The organism is Novosphingobium sp. LASN5T, from assembly GCF_003856955.1.
In the GTDB taxonomy this organism is placed as follows: domain Bacteria; phylum Pseudomonadota; class Alphaproteobacteria; order Sphingomonadales; family Sphingomonadaceae; genus Novosphingobium.
Genome location: NZ_RQSI01000037.1, coordinates 1 through 18,676 on the forward strand (window position 1 = coordinate 1; position 18,676 = coordinate 18,676).

The window sequence follows — 18,676 nt, forward strand, 5'->3', positions numbered from 1 at the left end:
ATCGAGAACGCCTTCTGTCGGCTCAAGGATTTCCGTCGCGTGGCAACACGCTACGACAAGCTCGCCGCCAACTTCCTGTCAGGCGTGGCGCTCGTCACCGCGCTCGCGTTCTGGCTCTGATTGAGTCTCAACCCTAGGACCACGCGCTGTTCGGAATCCAGAGCTTGGCCAGAGCTGCTCAGGAGTTTGCGGGCAATTTCATTAGTTGTGATCGAATCCATACTTGGGTGCCTTCCAGAGGAAAAACGGGATCAAATGGCTGCCCCGCAGGTTTCAAATCATGCCCCTATATCTGTCGGTGCAACAAGGATGGATTGGCTGGCCTAGGCTGAAGTCCTTCGGCGCCCAACACTGGATATTGCCAAGACCAAGGATGGTAGCAGTAGGAGAACTAGCGGAACCGCGGCAGTCAGACCGAAGATGATCGCTGTCGCAAGCGGCTGCTGCAACCCGGCGCCCCGGCTAATCCCCAGCGCCAATGGGCTCAATGTCAGGATAGCGATCAGCGCCGACATTAGGATCGGGCGCAGCCGCTTGTCTCCCGCCTCCGCAAGCGCCGCTAGATCGATCGTCGCCTCACTGTCGAGTTCTGAAAAGTAGAACACGATTAATTCGGTCACCATGCCGACCACCATCGTCAGGCCCATCAGCGCCGAAACGTCGAGTTCAATCCCGGTGAGCCACAGCCCGATGAACACTGCCGCCACGCTCAGGAGCACGGTCGCGACCGCAGCCAAGGTCCAGGCAATTCTTTCAAACAACACGGTCAGCAGGAGCGCGGCAAGTAACAGCGCGGCGGCGAAGACCATGGTCATGTCGGCAAAGCTCTGACGTTGCTGCGCATAGAGCCCGCCATAATCGACCCGGATCGATGGCGGCAGATGCAGGCTGGCCACGGTCTTGCGCACTTCAGTCATCGCCGAACCGAGATCGCGTCCTTCGAGCCGTGCGGTGACATCGATGAAGGGCGCGAGGTCTTCGCGGGTAAGTTGCTTTTGCCCGGCCATGATCGAAACGTCGGCGATCTGTCCCGCCCGGACGACATGACCATCCGGCGCAGTGAGCGGCAAGTTGGCAACCTCGGCTGCACGCGCGCGGATATCGGCGGGGCCTCGCACCCGAACCCCGATCAGTTGTTCCCCAATCCTGACACTGGTGGCCGAACTGCCGCCTATCAGCCCTTCGACCTGTCCTGCGACTGCGGCGGGATCGAGCCCCTGCTGTTGCGCAATTCCCGGCCTGACCCGCACGGAAATGGCATCGCCCGCGACCCGCAGGCCATCGACCACTTCCACAACGCCGTTGACCTTGCCGATTGCTTCGGCAACTTGCTTAGCAGTCTTTTCGAGCGCGACCGGATCATCGCCGAACAGCTTGATCTCGATTGGCTGCGGCACGGCGGTCAGATCACCAATCAGGTCTTCCATCAATTGCAGGGTTTCGATCTGGATCCCCGGAACCAGCTTTTCGATCCGGCCCCGGATGTCGCCCATTACCTCCTCAATCGGCCGCCGTGACCCGCCCTTCAAGCGAATGAAATAATCGCCTTCGTCGGCTTCCGTCAGACCACCGCCCAGTTGCAGGCCGGTGCGCCGCGAATAGCTGGCGACTTCGGGAGTGCTCTGAATGATGGCTTCGACCTGACGCAACAGTCGGTCGGTATCGGATAGAGCGGCACCAGGCTGGGCTTTGTAGTCAAGGATAAACCCGCCCTCGTCCATCTTGGGCATGAAACCCGATGGAACCTTGTACCAGGCAATAGAACCTGCAAGCGCTAGAACCAAGCAGACAATCGTAGCGAACCGCGCCGGGCGAGACAGTGCACGGGCGATAGCGCGATGGTACTGCGTGGCAAGACGCCCAAGCCACCCCGCTGCGTTCTCGGCGGCTGCGGCGTCGGTTGGGCGCAGCCAATGGGCGCAGACCAGCGGGATGAGAAAGCGCGCGTAAAGTAGCGAGATCGTCAGCGCGGCCACCATGGTGACGGCCAGCGCCTTGAAGAATCCGCCGCTGACCCCGGAAATGAACGCTAGCGGTAGGAACACCACGATTGTTGCCCCGGTCGACCCGAACAACGGCCTCGCCATCTCCGCCGCTGCAGCTAGGATCCCTGGCGTGTCACGTGCTGTGCCTTCTTGCATCCGGCGCATGACGTGTTCGAGCATGACCACTGCATCATCGACGATCAGCCCGACCGCTGCCGCCATTCCGCCCAGTGTCATCATGTCGAAGTGCATGCCCATCGCGAACAGGATCAAGCAGGTTCCAGCCAGCACGGCAGGAAGAACGGCAGCGGTGATCGCCATGAGCCGGAATGAGCGCAGGAACAGGAACAGCACCAGCCCCGCAAGCAGTGCGCCAAGCAAGATTGCATCGCGCACCGCGTTGGCAGCGCCGACCACCAGTTCCGATTGGTCGTAGAACGGCGTGACAGTCACGCTTGGGGGTAGTCCCAGGCCCTTCAATCGGGCATCGACGTCGCGCACCACCTTGACCGTGTCGCCGCCGAGCGCCTGACGCACGTTGACCAGAACCGCGTGGCGGCTATTGCTGGTTACGAGGGTATAGTCAGGCCGGACGGACGGCTGCACCGTGGCGATATCACCGATGGTGACGATGCCCGAACCCCCAGTGGCCCCTGCCTTGACCGGAGTCGCAGCGATATCGGCAGCCGAGGCCAGCCGGTTCTCGACCAGCACAAGGTAAAGTCTGTGACGGTCCTCAATCCGCCCGGCACCCTGGACGACGTTGGCCTGGCCCAATGCCTTTACGACATCGTCACTCGACAAGCCGAGTGCGGCCAGTTTCGCAGGATCGATATTGACCGAGAATTCGCGGGGGGACCCGCCGAGGACATCGACGCCCGCAACACCGAGGACCGCGGTCAGTGCCGGACGCACTTTGAGTTCGGCGATCTGACGCAGCGCTTCCTGATCGAGCGAAGTCGACGTCAGCGCAATTCCGACTACCGGAAACAGCGTCGGGTCCGACCGGCGCACGTCAAAGGTCGTTCCTTGCGGCAGTGACGACAAGACCGTCGCCAAGGCGCCCTGGGTCGCAAGTGTTGCCGAGGTCATTTCGTGACCCCAGTCGAAGTTGAGCGCCACCTCTGCCGAACCGCGACTAGTTGTCGAGCGGAGGTGCGTGACGCCTGGAACAGAGCGCAGCGCGATCTCGACCGGACGCGTAATCTCAGCCTCCATCTGCGCCGCGTCACGCTCGCCAGCGTCGATAGCAACGACGACGCGCGGGTAATCAATCTGCGGGAATAAGCTGACCGGTAGCCGCAAGGCTCCGGCGATCCCACCAAGCGTGAGCAGCAGCATGGAAAGCCACAGGCTGCGCGCGTGGTTGGCAAGGCGAAGCTTCATCGCGTGCGGACTTTCATTCCGTCTTCGACCGCAGTGGCGCCCTCGACAACGACCGACTCCCCATCGCCAACGCCTTTGAGGATCGCCACGTTCGCAGCGTCGCTCGCGCCAACGGCAACGTCATGACGCTTGGCGACGCCATCCTTGACAACAAATACGAAGGGTTGTCCGCCATCGTCGAGAAGTGCGGCATAGGGTATGGTGACTGCCGCGCGCGAGGCACGCGTCACCACCCGCGCCGATAGCGGCTGACCGGCGGCCAGACCCTGTTGCGCCGGAATCGTGACCAGAACCGAGGCGAGCCGGGTCTGGGCATGCGCAACCGGGCTGATACTGGCAATCGGGACCACGAACGGCGGTGAACCGTCACCGGGATGCACTTCGATCGGACTGCCGGCAGACAGGCTGCGCGCAAGCGCAGGGTCGATACCGAACCGCGCCTTGACCGCGCCGGAGCGGGACAGGGTCGCGATTACCGCGCCGGGCTGGACGAGATCACCCGCGCTCGCACCAGTTGAATCAACAAAGCCGGCATGTGGAGCGCGCAGGACAAGGTTTGCGCTGCGTTCGTTGAACGATGCCAACAAGGCCGAGGATGCTGCTGCCCGCGATCGAGCGGCCTCGACATCGGCATCGCTCGCCAGCCCGTCAGCGCGCAAACGCCGGGCGCGGGCCAGCGCCTGTGAGGCTGCCGTCGCATCGGCAGAAGCGGCACGGTATTGCGCCAGACTTGCCGGACTTGCCCTGAGCCGCGCAATCACCTGGCCTGCGGCCACCGCCGATCCCGCAGGAGCATCGATGGCAATGACCGTCGCTTCGACCGGTGCCGACAGCACGATCTGGCTGTCTCCGCCGCGCTCGATTTCACCGTAAAGCGTGACTGACTGGGCGATATCACCCGTGGCCGCTTGCGCAAGCTTGACCAAGGCAACCGGGGTTGGACCGGCGCCCTCATCGCCCGCACCTTTCGAACAGGCGGCAAGCAGTACCAGAAGCGGCAGGATTGCCAGCAATCGTTTCATTTCCACCCCTCGATCGGTGTTCCGCTCAGCAGTTCGAGCGCGATCGTCTGTTCTTCGATCGCCAGCCAAGCTTGAGCGATCACCAGTTGGCGGTCGCGCAGTTGCTGGCTTGCCGTCATCGCTGCCGCCTGCGACAGGTCACCGCGCCTGCTGGCCCGTGCACTTGCATCGGCCAGGCGCTCTAGTCCCGGAAGTCCAGCCTCAGCATCGGCCAGTTGTCGCCGGGCCAGCGCGATCCCGTTCCAGGCAGCGGTAATTTCGGCGCGAGTGTTGAACAGCCGGGCCTCGTACTCGGCCTTGAGCGCCTCGCGCGTGGCGCGTTCAACCGTAATCCCGCCACGATTGCGATTCCACAGCGGCAGGGTGAAATCGATGGTCGGGCCGATCAAGAAATTGCCCGCTGAATCGCGATTCGGCGTCACAGTCAGATTAAGCGAAGGGAATTGGTCAAGCACCGCCTTGTGGACGCTTGCTTCCTGCGCGTCATAGCCTGCCCGCAGGGCGGCCAGGTCGGTGCGGCTTTCGCGCGCTATGCCGAACAGCCGATCGGCACCGAGCGGTGCCCCAGGCAAGGCAATCGGCGCCAGTGCAAGTACGGTATCGGGTGGCAGTCCAAGGAGCCGGGCGAGTTCCTGCTGGGCAGTTTGAAGATCCCTCTCGGCGCTCCGCAGCCGGTCGGCTGCATCGTAGGCGGCGAGCCGTGCTGCCTCGGCATCGCTCGCCGGAACGTCGCCGCGCAGTGCTGCATTGGTCGTTCGCGCGAGTTGCGATTGGGCCGCTGCGTCGGATTCGCGCGTCAAAACGACAATTCGTGTGAGCCCTTGGATGCGTACCGCCTGGATGCGGGCCTGTCCGGCGGTCTGCCATTCGGCCCACGCAAGATCGAGCCGAACCTGTCGCGCTTGGGCATTGGCCTGCTGGCGGGTAACAGCGCGCTTACGCAGGGAATTGAGGTCGAGCCCCAGCGCGCCCGCGATATTGAGCATGGTATCCGGCCCGCTCAGCACCTTGTCCGCGCCAATGCTGAAGGTGGGATCGGGCAAAAGACCTGCGGCAAAGACCTGTGCGTCGGCAACGCCCGCCCGCGCACGCAGTGCGGCAAGATCGGGATTGTTGACCACGGCCAGCGCCGCAACACCGTGCTGGGTAAGCGGCACGGAAAGATCGACTGGCGTTGGAAAAAGCCAGGGTCGCTCTATTGCACTAGCCTTGGCCTCAAGAACCTGAGGAACTGGATCGGCAAGCAGCGCAGGACTGTCGGCCAACGGGGCGGGAGCATAGCTGGCACAACCGCCTGTCAGCAAGACAAGGGTAAGGGCGAATTTTGCTTTCAGGGCGCGATCCTTTCAGCAAACACAATCGTCGCGATCAGCCCCGGCTTTGCCTCACTAAAGTTCAGCGTTGCGCGATGGGCCACGGCGATGGCCCGCACTAGGCTGAGGCCGAGGCCGTGACCGGCTGTGCCGCGCGCCGTCTCCAGTCGCACGAAGCGCTGCTGGACCCGCTCACGTTCGGCCTCCGGAATTCCAGGCCCATTATCGGCAACAGAAACCAATGCTCCCTTGCCCTCAGTGCGCGCCTCCAAACGGATTCGCGCGCCTTCGCCGGTATGCCTGAGGGAATTCTCGATGAGATTGATCAGCGCCTGGGCGAGCAGTTCGCGATCGCCGGTAACTGCCATTCCGGATTCAACAGTAACAGTCAGAGTGCGATTGGCATCCTCGGCGAGCGGGATAAGCGTCTCACCCAATTCACTCACAAGTCGGCTGAGATCGACGCGGGAAAACGCCCGCTTCAGGCTGCCCTCTTCGACCTCGGATATCCGCAGGATGGCATCGAACAGCAACAGCACATCCTCGGACTGGGTAATCGATCGCTCGACAAGCTCTACACGTTCAGCCTCGCCGGTTTCCTCGCGAAGGCGCTCGAGCTGGTTGCGCAGGCGCGAGAGCGGGGTCCGCAGGTCATGCGCCAGATCGCCGCTGACCTGACGCAAATTGGCGATCAGCCCCGCGATCCGGTCAAGCATGGCATTGATGGAAGCAGCGATCCGGTCGAATTCGTCACTGGCGCTTCCGACCACGGCGCGCTGCGCAAGGTCGCCGTCGATCACCGCAGCGGCCGTCATCTCGATACCGGTCAGCCTGCGCCTGAGATAACCTGCGAGCAGAAATGTGCCGCCAAGCCCGAGTAACAACAAGGCCCCGAAGGCCAGCGCGAACATGGCAAGAATTGTGCGATCGATCGCTTCAAGCGATTCAAGATCGGCGGCGACCACCACGCGATATCCACCTGGCAGTGGAGTGACCTTAGCACGCGCTGGGTCGGGGCCTTCGAGCGGATCTTCAAACATGATCCTGCTCCAGCCCAGGGGCGGCATTTTAGTTTTCAGGTTTCCCGCGATACGCGCACCATCCGGGCCGAACAGGGCCGTACCGAGCGAGATCGGTCCTGGCCCGTGCGACTGGTTGATGGCTTCGGTGACACCTTTGATGCCGTCGTCGCCATATTCGCGTTGCAGCGATCTTGAGGATTGCTCGATCGTCGCATCGATCTGACGGGAGAATGCGGAATGGGTTGCGAAGAATACGGCCGTTCCCAGAACCAGCATGGCGGCAGCATAGGCGATGAACGCGACCCAAGCGATGCGACTGGCGGCACTGCGGGGAAGTAGGCGCAGCCTCATGCCGCACGGAGCCTGTAACCAACGCCGCGCACCGTCTCGATCGGGTCGGTGCGTCCACCTTCGTTGAGCTTGGAACGGAGCCGGCTCATATGGGTTTCGACGATTTTGGTTTGTGGGTCGAAATGGAAATCCCACACCCGTTCGAGCAACATGGTGCGGGTCACGAACTCACCGGCATGGCGCATCAATTCCTCCAGCAAGCGGAATTCGCGCGGTTGAAGCAAGATCGTCTTGCCCCCACGCCGCACCTCACGGGTCAACAGGTCCATTTCGATCTCGCCCGCACTCAGTTTAGTAGTGATGGATGCCGGAGCCGAGCGCCGTCCCAGTGCCTGAATCCGCGCCGCCAGTTCACTGAAGGCAAAGGGTTTGACCAGATAATCGTCCGCTCCCGCCTCAAGACCATCGACACGGTCCTCGATCCGACCGAGGGCGGTCAGCATCAGTACCGGGGCGGACACTCCTCCTGCGCGCAGACGCTTGAGAACCGAAAAGCCGTCCAGTTCTGGCATCATCCGGTCCAGAACAATCACGTCCACCTGCTCGGTCAAAGCGAGGTGAAGCGCATCCTCCCCATTTACCGCCGCGACGACATTGTGCCCGAGTTCGCCGAGCCCGCGCTCGACGAATTGGCGAGTGACCTGATCGTCTTCGGCAAGGAGGATGCGCAGCACCGTTCGGCCTAGTCCCTGGCGTTCAGAGGTTCGAACTTGTCTTCGACGATCCGGCCGGTCCGGACGTCCACGCCGATTTCGTGAATCCGGTTGCCCTGGCGGATGTCGAACGAATATCGCTCGCCGCCGCCCTCACGCTCACGCTCGGCTTTCTCGACGCGCCCCGGCGCCGCCTTCAGCGCGATCGCGCGCGCCTGGGACATAGTGATGCCCGAAGCCTTGGCCAGCGCGGCTTGGGGGGCGATGGCGACCATCGCCAGGGCGGGAATAATCAAAGCAAGCTTCTTCATGACTTTGCTCCTTGAAACGTGCTCTTTGCACATTCCATGGTCTAGTCATGCATAGCTCACATCACGGTTGCCTGTGGGATACAATTTCCCAACCATCATCGAGTCTACGGTGTGTGGATCTGTGACGGTCCACCACGCATTTTTACGAGACTCCGGTGGCGGTTTCGAGAAATTGAAAACCGAAGTTGCCTGACGTTCACAGTGATGCAGTTAGCAGGGCTACATGCGTCGGCATCATCATATCCTGAGTTCGGCTTCCAACCTGCTCGGCATCGCACTCATCGTCATCACGGGCCTGCACCTAACCCACATCACCGATCAGACTTTGGCGTCAAAAATGGCCTGGCTAGCCGCTCTCCTCCTTTCGATCAGTGTCTTGTTGTCCTATCTCGCAATCCGCCAAGAACCTGACGGGCAACGGGCGGAAGGTTGGGCCGACAAGGTGTTCCTGGCAGGTCTGATCGCCTTGGTTACCGCAGTCAGCTTTCTAGCGGTATTTCGTATCTGACTACGGGGAAATCGAAGCTGGGATTCTGTAAGGGCTTCAAACCACAATTGGGTTGACCTCCGCAATCTCAGCGGCATGTACCAAGGCATGGCTCTCGTAAGTAAAGCCTCGGCGCTGATGCATCTCACCAAGCTGCAACGCAAGTTTCGCGCCAGCGAAGCGGCATTTTTGGTTCTTGCGGCAATTGCCGGGGCAGTCGCAGGGCTTCTGACAGTGAGCCAGCAAGTGATCGCCCATGGCATTCAGCGCTTGTTCTACGGAGTGTCGATCAATCGTCTGAGCGCGCTCGGCTCGATACATCATCCCTGGAAGCTCGTGGCCCTGCCACTTGGCGGTCTGCTGATGGTGCTGTTCATTCGTTGGCTCGGTCGCCGCCGGGCGCCGATTGATGTGGTAGAGGCTAATGCCCTGCATGGCGGCCGCATTCCGTTCAACGATAACCTTGTGATTTCGGCGCAGACGATTCTATCGAACGGCGTCGGCGCTTCGGTCGGACTGGAAGCGGCCTACGCCCAGATGGGCGGGGGTTTTGCGTCGATTCTGGGGCAATGGTTCGCGCTGCGGCGCAACGATCTACGCACACTGGTCGGAGCGGGTGCTGGGGCTGCGATCGGCGCGGCATTTGGCGCGCCACTGACTGGGGCCTTCTATGCCTTCGAGATCGTGATCGGAACTTACAGTCCGGCGTCTGTCGCACCGGTGATGGCCGCTGCCCTGGCAGCGGCGTCAGTCACCCGCCTGATCGGGATCGACCCCTACCTTATCGCCACTACCACAGGACGCGGTTTCAGCATTTACGAGTATCTCGCCTATGCGGCACTAGGGCTGGTATGCGCTGCCGTGGGCATAGCCATCATGCGGCTTGTCACCTTCTGCGAACAACATGTGCAAGGCTGGAAAATGCTTGCGCCTTGGCGACCCATCGTTGGCGGTCTCTTGCTCATCCCGTTAGCACTGATTTCTCCGCAGACGCTCTCAGCCGGACACGGCGCACTGCATCTTGATCTCATCACTCACCCGGCACTGACTTTTCTCGCGATAGTCCTGATCCTGAAGATTGCCGCATCGGTTGTTTCGTTGAGCTTTGGGTTCCGAGGCGGGCTGTTCTTCGCCTCCCTGTTTTTGGGTTCTTTGGTCGGCCAACTTTTCGCGGGGCTGATAAACCTCATGGACATTGGCTTCGTGATCGATCCCAACGACGCGGCGCTTGTCGGCATGTCGGCACTCAGCGTTTCGGTGGTCGGCGGGCCGATGACACTGGCCGTCCTGATGCTTGAGACGACGCACGATTTCGCGCTTATGGGAGTCGTGCTGACCGCGACGCTGGTTTCAGGTACAATCACGCGAGAAGTGTTCGGCTATTCCTTCTCCACTTGGCGGCTGCACATCCGTGGTTCCGCGATCCGCAGCCCGCGCGACATCGGTTGGATGTTCGATTTGACGGCAAAGTCGGTGATGCGGCGTGATTGGGTTGCAATCCCAGAGGGAACGACAATCGCCGCATTTCGCGAGTTGGTTCCGCTCGGTTCGACGAAGAAATCGATCCTGACCGATGGGGAAGGACATTACTGCGGGATAGTGCCCACGGCGGCGGCCTTTCGACCCGATCTCGACCTTGAACGCAGCGTTTCGAGCTTAGCGATTCTTCCTGAGACAACCCTGACGCCGGATACCGGAATTGACGCGATCTTGCGGACGTTCGAGCGTGAGTCGGTCGATGAACTCGCGGTGGTCGATGGCGAACGTCGGGTGCTGGGTATCGTCACGGAGAAGTATGCGAGCCGCCGCTATTTTGAGGGCATCGAGCTGTCTCAACGTAAGATTTTCGGCGAAGTATGACACTCGTGTCGGGAGAGTTCCTGTGCCCCTCGTTTCCGACTTCTGCCGACCGTTGGCGTATCGCAGGACGCGGTGAACTAACAGGACTTGCAAACGCGCCCTCAGGTTTACTGAGTGCTTCCAGGTTAGGAACGCCAACCATGGCATCGGCATCATTGGCTCACGACCCCCGCTAACTACCGCCCAAAGCACTGCCCCTTTTCATGACTAATCCACGCCCCTGACCGAACCCGGCCAGGCCATGCAACGCGCGCTCAGGCGGACCGTGTTGTCATGCTGCGCATGCCTGCCCGCACCACTCCTTTGAGCGACGTTTCCCTCTCTCCGATCGGTGCAGACCTGCCCGTGCCCGGCCTTTTCGGGGCTCAGTCAAAGGGATGGTCCCTTGGACGGAAGAACAGATTCGAAAGGTCAGCATCATGAAGAACACCGTCACGCTCGTCGGCTTCGTCGGCAACAATCCGGAAGTCCGCACCGCCCAGTCGGGCGCCGCAATCACAAGCCTCTCACTCGCCACCACACGCAGTTTCAAGGATAGCGAAGGCAGCCGCCAGACCGAGACCGAATGGCACCGGATCACCTGCTTCAACGGCGTCGGCAAATGCGTCGCCGAGCACGTCACCAAGGGCGCGATGGTCATGGTCACTGGCCGGATCCACTACTCGCGCTGGACCGACAGCGAAGGCCAGACCCGTTACGGCTGCGAGATCATCGCCGAGCAGGTCGACTTCCTCGCCAAGGCCAAGGAATCCAGCAGCGAAGAACCGAAGAAGCGGCCCTCGAAGTAGCAGCGCCGCCCCCATAGAAGTCCCGAAGGAACCCCGTTCTGGCCATCGGCCAGGGCGGGCTTCTCGCGTGCTCGTTCGGCATTTCAAAGCCAAATCCAGGTCGCGATATTGAGACCTCGTGCCAGCCCGAGGTCGAGCTCCTAAAATGGCTATTTGCTTCCGTAGCGCGGAACATCCGCAATCTCTACTCGATGCTTTCGCTTCCCCTCAGGCGCCAGAGCGGCTAGGTTTCCTACGGGATTGTGAGCCATTTTCCTCGAAAATCGGCTCTGCTAAATCTCGAACACAACACGTACAAATTTGGAACAGATTCAGGCACACCCTACGTGGGCACGAATGCTGCGAACCCGATATAGTGCGCATACAGGATGGCGATGGCCAGAATGCTAGGAAAACCGCACAGGTAGCTGAGTTGAAAATGCAGCCAAACTTTTGGAAACCACAGCAACCAGCGCACCACTGACCCCGTCGGCGGCGCGATCACTCCCGTACGGATGTCGTAGATCGTCTTGAGGAGCGCACACCCCGAGCAAATCGCAGCGAGCAGCCCAACCGCGGCATAGAGATGGGTCCACGCTGCGATGTTCTCGGGCCCCATGCGTACTCGATCAGGCCTGAAGGGTCTGGCTGTTCTGCATGACGCGCTCCTGGTGCGAGAGAAGCAAGTCATATGCTCGCCGCGCGGCTTCGTGGATTACAGCCGGACGCAGATCCACCTCGATCGAGCCTCGCCGGCAGGTCAGCACCTCGAGGTAGAAGCTCTTTAGGCTCTCTGTGGCCAGGAAGACGGATTGTTCCGCATAGGCCTGCGGATCGTGGAGCAGGGCGACGCTAATCTTGGCGCGAACGTGGTCCATTCCAAGTTCGTCAAAAATGCGGTCACGCAGGTCGTCGGTAAGAGAATTGGTCTGCTTGAGGATCTTGTGAAGCTTGGGGCGCGAGAGACGCATACGATCGGCGAGATGCGCAGGAAGTATGCCCTGGCGCGCAAGCTCGGCATTGATGAGCTGCTTGTATTGATCCTGCTCACACCCTCCCGGGTTGGGGCTGGCAAAAGCGAAGACGGGTTCACTGCCCGGCGGGCTGCTTGGCTTGAAGACCGTCTCAGGCGTCAAGTTCCTGTGAGGCATGCTCCCTTCCTCCCACGGCAAAACGTCTATGGGATGGCATAAGCTGTCAAGAGTCTTAAGAAGCGCGCAATTCGCCTGCGGAAATTACCTATAGAAGATTATGCTTCACCGCGAGGTATACTACGAAGGGGACGAGAGACTTATCGGTACCGGATTTTTCGCTGATATCCTTCATCTTGGCTCGCATCATATCGTAATCAGCTGACCACTCAGGTGTGACCTCAAGATGGATACGGATATCGCCTTCGACGGGATACTCGGCAAGGAACTCTTCAAGCTCGAACCTAGAAATCCCGTGGGGTTTTAGCCTTGCGCAGGCAGCCTGAACGGTCATCCGCATCGTCTGAAAACGGCGGGTTTGCTTGGAAAACGCAGCCATCGCATCCACCAGCAGTTCAAAGCACTGTTGGCTCACGAATATACGGACGTTGCGCGTTCCTGCGGCCATTGACGGGTTATCCGGGGCATGTGTCGGCCGACACAATGATCCAAAATTGTAAATTTGGCGAATCCGGGGCGGGGGCTTCGAGTCGGACTATCAATTTCCCGTCCCGGCAATTGGGTTTCCCGTGCGGGGAAACAACATCACCCCATAAGGGAAACGCGATTACCCCAACAGCAAACGCATTTCCCTTATGGGGAAATAATAAACGATCCAAAGTCCGCAATTTGGAAATCCTGCGATTCGTTTGCGTGCCTAAACTGCCTCTTAATTGCTAGCTGAAGCGCTGATCTGTTCATTCTGAAGACCGTGACAACCACGGTGTTTGGATAAGGACATGACGAATATGAAACTCACGATGAAAGGGAAGGGCGCCGCGCTCATCCAGGGGGCCGCGGTCGCCGCGGTCGCCAGCCTGCTCGGCAGCGAAGTCGCAATGGCCGGTGCGGACACGACCTTCAACACCGCGCTCACCTCGTTCACCGGCTTCCTCGAAGGTTCGGGCGGCAAGATCATCACCGTGCTCAGCCTGGCTGGCGGGATCGTCGGGCTTGCCTCGGGCCGCTTCAGCCTTGGCCAGGTCGCCATCCCCGTCGGGGTCGGCGTCGGCGCCGGCACGGGCGTGCCCATCGTCACCGCTGCGGTCACCGCGACGATCTGACCTTCAACCCCGTTCCGTCCGGACAAAGCATCCGTGCATCCGGTCGGACATCACCGAGGGCGGTGCCGCTCATGAATCGCTACACGGTTCCCGCGCATCTCGATGATCCGGAGCTGATCGGGTTTTGGACACTCGATGAGTTCCTCGCAATGATCATCCCGTTCGCGTGGGGCATCCTGTCTCAACATATTTTCATCGGTCTGATTTCAAGCGTGCTGGCCTGGTGGGGATTGCGCAAGTTGAAGGCGGGACGAGCCGTCTCGTGGATCATCCATTCAGCCTACTGGTACCTGCCCGGTGCCTTCATGGGGCTGAGAGCGACGCCGCCCTCCCATCTACGCCTGATGGCAGGTTGAGGACGGCACAGTCATGGACCTCTCGATTTCTCACGGCCAGGCGCAGCGGCTCCTGAAGCAGCGCAACCTGCTGGCCATCACAGCGACCGGGCTGTTTGCCCTGAGCGTCGTGCTGACACTGACCGCCGCGCGCCGCGACCGTGAGGTCGTGCTGCAGCCGGTGCTCGCCAAGCCGCTGACGCTGTCATCGAGCCACGTCGACAAGGACTATCTCGAGCTGGTCACGCGCGATGCCGCGCTGCTGACGCTCAACCGTTCGCCCTCGAACCTGCAATACTGGATGGATTCGATCCTCGAAATCACCGATCCCAGAACCCACGGCCGAATGAAGGCCGAGCTGATGAAGATCTTCAACGAGCAGAACGGCTCGAATGTCTCGCAGTTCTTCACGATCGAGAACCTCTCCGTCGATCCCGATGCGCTGACCAGCGAGGTGAATGGCGTGCTGCACACGGTTGTCGGCTCGAAGGAGGTTACCTCTGAAGCCCGGACCTTCCGTTACGTGTGGAGCTACTCGGGCGTCAGCCTGAAGCTCGCCGGGTTCGGGCGCATCACCAAGGACGCCGCGGGCAAAGCCATCGGACGCGCCAGCGCCAACAACAGCACCGATGGGGGAGACGAGTGATGGCCGTTCTGGCTTGGGGCGCTATCGGCGCCGGAACAGTTCTGGCAGGACGCCCCTTGGCGATTGCGGGGCGGCCGGTGGGCGCAGCGCTCATCTGCCTTGGCGCGCTCTGCCTGGCGGCAAGCCCCGCGATGGCGGATCAAAGCATCCCGGCCGCCGACAACGGCACGGTTGCTTGCACCGCTTCGGCCAAGGACCTGACCCGCATCAGCCTCGCCGGCGACCAGTTCGCCTCGGTATCCAAGATCACCACGGGCAATCCGGCTGAGGACTTCAAGATCGTCAATGAGCCAGTGCGCGGCGACATATACATCTCGGTGCCCGATGGCTTCACCAAGCCGAACCTCTCGTTCTTCGGCACGACCCGCAAGGGCTTCGTCTACAAGTTCCTCTGCCAGGTTAGGGGCAATGATGCGGAGCAGGTGTTCGTCACCAACACTGCAGTCAAAGCCGAAGCCGCGCGGGACTGGGAAGTGCGCTCCTCGCCCGAAGACACCGCAGTACGCCTCGCGCAGGCCATGTATCGCAGCGAGACCATCGAAGGGTTCGAGATCCGGCAAAGCGTGCTCGAGCCGGTCGCAGTCGGCAAACTCGAGGTCCAGCAAGTCGGCGAATACCGCGGTGCGGACCTCAAGGGCCTGATCCTCAAGGTGCGCAACACCGGGAAAGGTCCCTTGCCGCTCGATGAGAACCTGCTCGCAGGCCGTGCCAGCGTCGCCTTCATGACCCCGGTCAGCGAACTCGCCCCTGGCCAGTCGGCTGCCGTCTACCTCATCCAATCGAATGGAGGCCAGTGATGGACTGGAAGAACCCGTTCCGCAAAGGCCCCAAGGCGCTCGATGGTCCCTCGGCTGATGGTCATGGCGGCGATCCGGACAGCAGCGATGCGTCGCCGCTTGGTGATGCAATTGTCGCCAACGAGGCGGTCAAGAAGAAGCAGATGCTGCTGCTTGGTGCCGGCGGGCTCGCCGCCCTGATCATCGGTTCGTCGTGGATCTTCGCAGGCGAAAACAAGAGCGGTGACGGCAACGTCAAGCGCCAGGTCGCCGACGTCTCGGTCGACGAGATGGTCAACAAAAACATGGCCGAGAAGGAATGGCGCGCCCAGTCCGAGGCCCAGATGATGTCGATGGACAACAACATGCGCGCACTCGCCGCCCGCGCGCAGCGTGCCGACCAGTTGGAAGCACAGCTGGCCCAGAGTCAGGCCCAAAGCGGAGGCGGAGGCAGCAGCGGGCCAGCAGGGATTTCGCCCGATACCGAACGGGTGCTGTCGGCCTACCAGAACGAAAACGAGCAGTTGAAGGCCGCGCTCGCCGCCGCGCGCCAGTCGCCGATCATGGGCCAGCCTGTTGTCGGACCAGGCGCGACTTCGGCCGGTCCCAATGCCCTTTATGGGCGGACCAGCCCGCCGAGCTACCAGAGCGCGCCAGGCACGCCTGCCGGTCAGGCGGCCTTGGCAGCAGCTGGCATGACAGGAGGCCGCGGCAGTGAGGTGAGCCTGGTCTCGTTTGGCGAAGGCACCAGCGGGACGGCAAGTCCAGTGCCCAAGGGGAACACCGTATTCACCGACAGCGCCAATTACCTGCCGCCCAATTCGATCGCGGTCGCCAAGGTCATCGTCGGGGTCGACGCCGCTGCCGGTGTCCAGAGCCAGACCGATCCTTTGCCGGTCGTGCTGCGCATCACTGGCCCCGCGCGATCGGTCTATGACAACGGGCGGCTGCTCACGACCAATATCGCGGGCTGCCTGGTCAACGGCGCGGCGCGAGGCGACCTCTCAAGTGAGAAGGTCTACGTCAAGCTGCAGCGGATGACCTGCCCGCAGCCGAATGGGCGCTACGCGGTTTCTGACGTGAAGGGCTTCATCGCCTTTGGCGGCAAAACCGGGGTCAGGGGCAGGGTGGTGAGCCGCGAGGGCTCGCTGATCGGCCAGGCCTTCCTCGCCGGGCTCGCGGGCGGGTTTGGCCGCGGCTTTTCCGCCAACACCAATTCGACGCTCACCGGCACCAACGTCAACGTGAACGGCCAGCGCCAGAAACTCGGCGCCGGAGAAATCCTCCAGGGCGGCCTCGGCGAAGGCGTCGCAACCTCTGCCGACACTGTGTCCAAATATCTGATCGAGCGGGCCGAGCAGTACCAGCCCGTGATCGAAATGCCGACCGGGATCGATGTCGAAATCGTGTTTCTCGAAGGCGTGTTCATCAACGGATGAGGAGGGTGCAATGAAGCTGAAACCACTGAGCTTGGGCAGACCCCGCCTTCGCCAAACCTTGATGCCGCTGGCCGCAATCGTGCTCGGCAGCGGCGGATCGCTGGTCTGGGCAAATGCCAATGCTGAGGGCGCTGGGAACGCCGCGCAAAGTGCAATTCACTCGCCGTCCGAGGCCGACCAGGCCGTCACGGCGCTCCTCAAGCAGCGCCTGCCGCGCACCCAGGTGAGCCGGGTCAATTGCCAGCTGGTCGACGGGGTCTGCGAAGTGACAGCCGGATCTCAGCTATTCTATGTCGACAGGACCGCGCGTTACCTGCTCATCGGGCGTGTCTACGACATGCAGACGCGCCAGGATTTGACCGCAGTCCGGCTGCTCGAGGTCAATCCCGATCTCCTCGTTGGCGGTGCGGCGGGCAGCAAACAGGAAGCGCAGGAAGTCGAGACCCCCCGCCGCGGCGTCAGCACGCCGGCGGCGAGCGGTGCCCCCCGGATGATGTCGCTCGCCGCACTGCCCGAGGCGGGCGGCATTGTCTGGGGAGCAAGCTCAGGACCGTCCGTCACTGTGTTCAGCGATTTCCGCTGCGGCTACTGCCGGGCGCTTTCGGGCGTGCTTGAAAGCATGAATGTGCGCGTGATCGAGCGGCCGATCTCGGTGCTCGGCAGCCGCGATCTTGCCAACCAGGTTTTCTGCGCGCGCGATCGGCGCAAAGCCGTCAAGGCCGCCTATGCCGGCACGCCGATCACCGACACGCGCGCCTGCGACACTTCGCCGCTCGATGCCAACGAGCGCTTCGCCCGCGAACAGGGCTTGGCTGGAACCCCGGTGATCGTCCGGTCTGACGGCGCGGTGATCGAAGGATTTCGCCCGCGCGAGGTGCTCGATCAATGGCTGAAGGGCGCCAAGTCGTGACCGTGCTTGACCCGAGGAGCCAAGCGAGCTTGGTGCGCGCGGTCGCGCGGCGCTCGCGCGGGGCAATCTCGTTGCCGCGCGCCGAGCTGAGCCGGTGCGAGGCGATCCGACTGTGGCAGGATCTCGTGGCCGCCTTTGGACCCCCGCTCGGCCGGGACCTCACGCCTTTCGAACTTACAAAGCTGCGCCAACGCGCCTGGGCCCGTTCGGCGGGCCATGTCAGCCTTGGCGCCGAGACGATCTCGCTCGGATCCGGTCTCGCGTTCTGGCGCCTTGCCGTGCGCCTTGGCCTGCTCACTGAGCATCGCGCGCCAAGCGGTCTGGCCCGGGCGGCGAGCATTGCTGCGGTCGGGCTCGCCGCGACCCAGCTTGCAGCCTGCACTTCGCTGTTCGGCGGCAACATCAAGGGAAGCTTCGCCTGCAGCGCGCCGGGCGGGACCTGCGCGCCTTCGACCCTGATCGACGATCAGGCACTGTCGGTGATCCAGAATGCCCGGCCCATGACGCCCGGACATTCGCCAGCGGGGCCGTATATTCGCCAACCGGCGGCAGCCAAGCCTGTCACAGCTGCCTATACCCCGTCCGGTTCGGGCAGGCTCGCTGCCTCCGGTAATGGCATGATCCATCGCGAGCGCCGGGTGTTGAAGGTGGTGTTCCCGTCCTTCGTCGATGGCGGCGGTAATCTCCATGAGCCGCGTATCGTTCACGCGGTTGTCGACGATGGTGCCTGGATGCAGCTGTCGTCGGGCGAGCCCAACCTTGGGGAGCAAGTCGAGGGCCGGGCGGTCAGCCTCGCCAGTGCGGCGTTAGCGCCCGCACCCGGGGCTCCTGCTCCCCTCATCGATGGCCGCGACGCTCCGATCACCGCACCGGCCGACGCCGCGTTGGCAGCCCTGCCAACGCCCGAAGCGGTCGCGGCAGCGCGCGCCAAGGCCGCTGCGCGGGGGTCCGGCAATGCCATCGATGCCATCCGCGCCGAAGTCCAGGCGCGTCTCTCCCAAACCGCGAAAGCGCCGATACCATCGCCAGCAAAGGCCACAGGTCCTGCCAATGGAGCAGCAATTGCCCCGCCTGCAGCAGCGCCATCGGCCACCCCGGCTAAAGCATCGCCGGCCAATGCACCGGCTGCCTTTCCCGCCAAGGTCGAGGAGTAGGGGCA

The 18,676-nt window shown here is 62.1% G+C and carries 19 protein-coding genes and 1 pseudogene; 11 read left to right on the forward strand and 9 right to left on the reverse strand.

The features are described from left to right. Positions 1-120: pseudogene (locus EH199_RS18720) on the forward strand (IS5/IS1182 family transposase); the annotation flags it as partial. 203 nt (positions 121-323) lie between these two features. Here EH199_RS18720 and EH199_RS18725 read toward each other — a convergent pair. The 6 genes from EH199_RS18725 to EH199_RS18750 form a co-directional block, all read right to left on the reverse strand. Next, entirely contained in the window at positions 324-3,371 is a 3,048-nt protein-coding gene (locus EH199_RS18725) for an efflux RND transporter permease subunit (RefSeq protein ID WP_124810711.1), read from the reverse strand. Beyond that, entirely contained in the window at positions 3,368-4,393 is a 1,026-nt protein-coding gene (locus EH199_RS18730; RefSeq protein ID WP_124810712.1) for an efflux RND transporter periplasmic adaptor subunit, read from the reverse strand. Before EH199_RS18730 ends, EH199_RS18725 begins: the two co-directional genes overlap by 4 nt. Continuing rightward, complete coding sequence (locus EH199_RS18735; RefSeq protein WP_223806767.1) at positions 4,390-5,658, reverse strand: TolC family protein; 1,269 nt, start codon at positions 5,656-5,658, stop codon at positions 4,390-4,392. The genes EH199_RS18730 and EH199_RS18735 overlap by 4 nt, the downstream gene beginning before the upstream one ends. Before the next feature lie 65 nt (positions 5,659-5,723). Continuing rightward, positions 5,724-7,079 carry a HAMP domain-containing sensor histidine kinase gene (locus EH199_RS18740; RefSeq protein ID WP_223806768.1) on the reverse strand — a complete coding sequence of 452 codons (1,356 nt, stop codon included), beginning with the start codon at positions 7,077-7,079 and terminating at the stop codon, positions 5,724-5,726. Then, positions 7,076-7,750, reverse strand: a complete 675-nt coding sequence (locus EH199_RS18745) for a response regulator transcription factor (RefSeq protein ID WP_124810741.1) — start codon at positions 7,748-7,750, stop codon at positions 7,076-7,078. The genes EH199_RS18740 and EH199_RS18745 overlap by 4 nt, the downstream gene beginning before the upstream one ends. A gap of 11 nt (positions 7,751-7,761) precedes the next feature. After that, positions 7,762-8,043 carry a PepSY domain-containing protein gene (locus EH199_RS18750; RefSeq protein WP_124810714.1) on the reverse strand — a complete coding sequence of 94 codons (282 nt, stop codon included), beginning with the start codon at positions 8,041-8,043 and terminating at the stop codon, positions 7,762-7,764. A 223-nt stretch (positions 8,044-8,266) separates the two neighbouring features. Between EH199_RS18750 and EH199_RS18755 the strand changes: the two genes are divergently transcribed. From EH199_RS18755 to EH199_RS18765, 3 genes are all read left to right on the forward strand, one after another. Continuing rightward, positions 8,267-8,551, forward strand: coding sequence for a hypothetical protein (locus EH199_RS18755; protein ID WP_124810715.1), 285 nt, complete (start codon positions 8,267-8,269; stop codon positions 8,549-8,551). Between the two features lie 117 nt (positions 8,552-8,668). Next, a complete protein-coding gene (locus EH199_RS18760) occupies positions 8,669-10,390 on the forward strand; it encodes a chloride channel protein (protein WP_223806769.1) in 1,722 nt (573 codons plus the stop codon). Positions 10,391-10,809: 419 nt separating this feature from the next. Beyond that, positions 10,810-11,178 carry a single-stranded DNA-binding protein gene (locus EH199_RS18765; RefSeq protein ID WP_124810717.1) on the forward strand — a complete coding sequence of 123 codons (369 nt, stop codon included), beginning with the start codon at positions 10,810-10,812 and terminating at the stop codon, positions 11,176-11,178. A 322-nt stretch (positions 11,179-11,500) separates the two neighbouring features. Here the strand turns inward: EH199_RS18765 and EH199_RS18770 are convergent, their stop codons facing one another. The 3 genes from EH199_RS18770 to EH199_RS18780 all read right to left on the reverse strand — a co-directional run bounded on the left by EH199_RS18770 (position 11,501) and on the right by EH199_RS18780 (position 12,756). Continuing rightward, entirely contained in the window at positions 11,501-11,776 is a 276-nt protein-coding gene (locus EH199_RS18770; RefSeq protein WP_124810718.1) for a hypothetical protein, read from the reverse strand. Between the two features lie 10 nt (positions 11,777-11,786). After that, positions 11,787-12,308, reverse strand: a complete 522-nt coding sequence (locus EH199_RS18775; RefSeq protein ID WP_019053908.1) for a hypothetical protein — start codon at positions 12,306-12,308, stop codon at positions 11,787-11,789. 88 nt (positions 12,309-12,396) lie between these two features. Continuing rightward, on the reverse strand, positions 12,397-12,756 hold the full coding sequence (locus tag EH199_RS18780) for a hypothetical protein (protein WP_124810719.1): 360 nt from the start codon (positions 12,754-12,756) through the stop codon (positions 12,397-12,399). A gap of 340 nt (positions 12,757-13,096) precedes the next feature. Here EH199_RS18780 and EH199_RS18785 point away from each other — a divergent pair, with 340 nt between their 5' ends. The 7 genes from EH199_RS18785 to EH199_RS18815 all read left to right on the forward strand — a co-directional run bounded on the left by EH199_RS18785 (position 13,097) and on the right by EH199_RS18815 (position 18,671). Next, the gene (locus EH199_RS18785; RefSeq protein WP_026149846.1) at positions 13,097-13,411 is read left to right on the forward strand and encodes a hypothetical protein; all 315 of its coding nucleotides are present in this window, start codon (positions 13,097-13,099) and stop codon (positions 13,409-13,411) included. A gap of 71 nt (positions 13,412-13,482) precedes the next feature. Further along, on the forward strand, positions 13,483-13,767 hold the full coding sequence (gene traL / locus EH199_RS18790) for a type IV conjugative transfer system protein TraL (protein WP_019053911.1): 285 nt from the start codon (positions 13,483-13,485) through the stop codon (positions 13,765-13,767). Between the two features lie 13 nt (positions 13,768-13,780). Beyond that, positions 13,781-14,392, forward strand: a complete 612-nt coding sequence (locus tag EH199_RS18795; protein ID WP_124810720.1) for a type IV conjugative transfer system protein TraE — start codon at positions 13,781-13,783, stop codon at positions 14,390-14,392. Next, positions 14,392-15,189 carry a type-F conjugative transfer system secretin TraK gene (locus EH199_RS18800; protein WP_124810721.1) on the forward strand — a complete coding sequence of 266 codons (798 nt, stop codon included), beginning with the start codon at positions 14,392-14,394 and terminating at the stop codon, positions 15,187-15,189. Before EH199_RS18795 ends, EH199_RS18800 begins: the two co-directional genes overlap by 1 nt. Continuing rightward, on the forward strand, positions 15,189-16,607 hold the full coding sequence (locus EH199_RS18805; protein WP_124810722.1) for a TraB/VirB10 family protein: 1,419 nt from the start codon (positions 15,189-15,191) through the stop codon (positions 16,605-16,607). The genes EH199_RS18800 and EH199_RS18805 overlap by 1 nt, the downstream gene beginning before the upstream one ends. Positions 16,608-16,617: 10 nt before the next feature. Beyond that, the gene (locus EH199_RS18810; RefSeq protein WP_124810723.1) at positions 16,618-17,517 is read left to right on the forward strand and encodes a DsbC family protein; all 900 of its coding nucleotides are present in this window, start codon (positions 16,618-16,620) and stop codon (positions 17,515-17,517) included. Further along, complete coding sequence (locus EH199_RS18815; RefSeq protein ID WP_223806770.1) at positions 17,514-18,671, forward strand: hypothetical protein; 1,158 nt, start codon at positions 17,514-17,516, stop codon at positions 18,669-18,671. Before EH199_RS18810 ends, EH199_RS18815 begins: the two co-directional genes overlap by 4 nt. Positions 18,672-18,676: the final 5 nt, after the last annotated feature.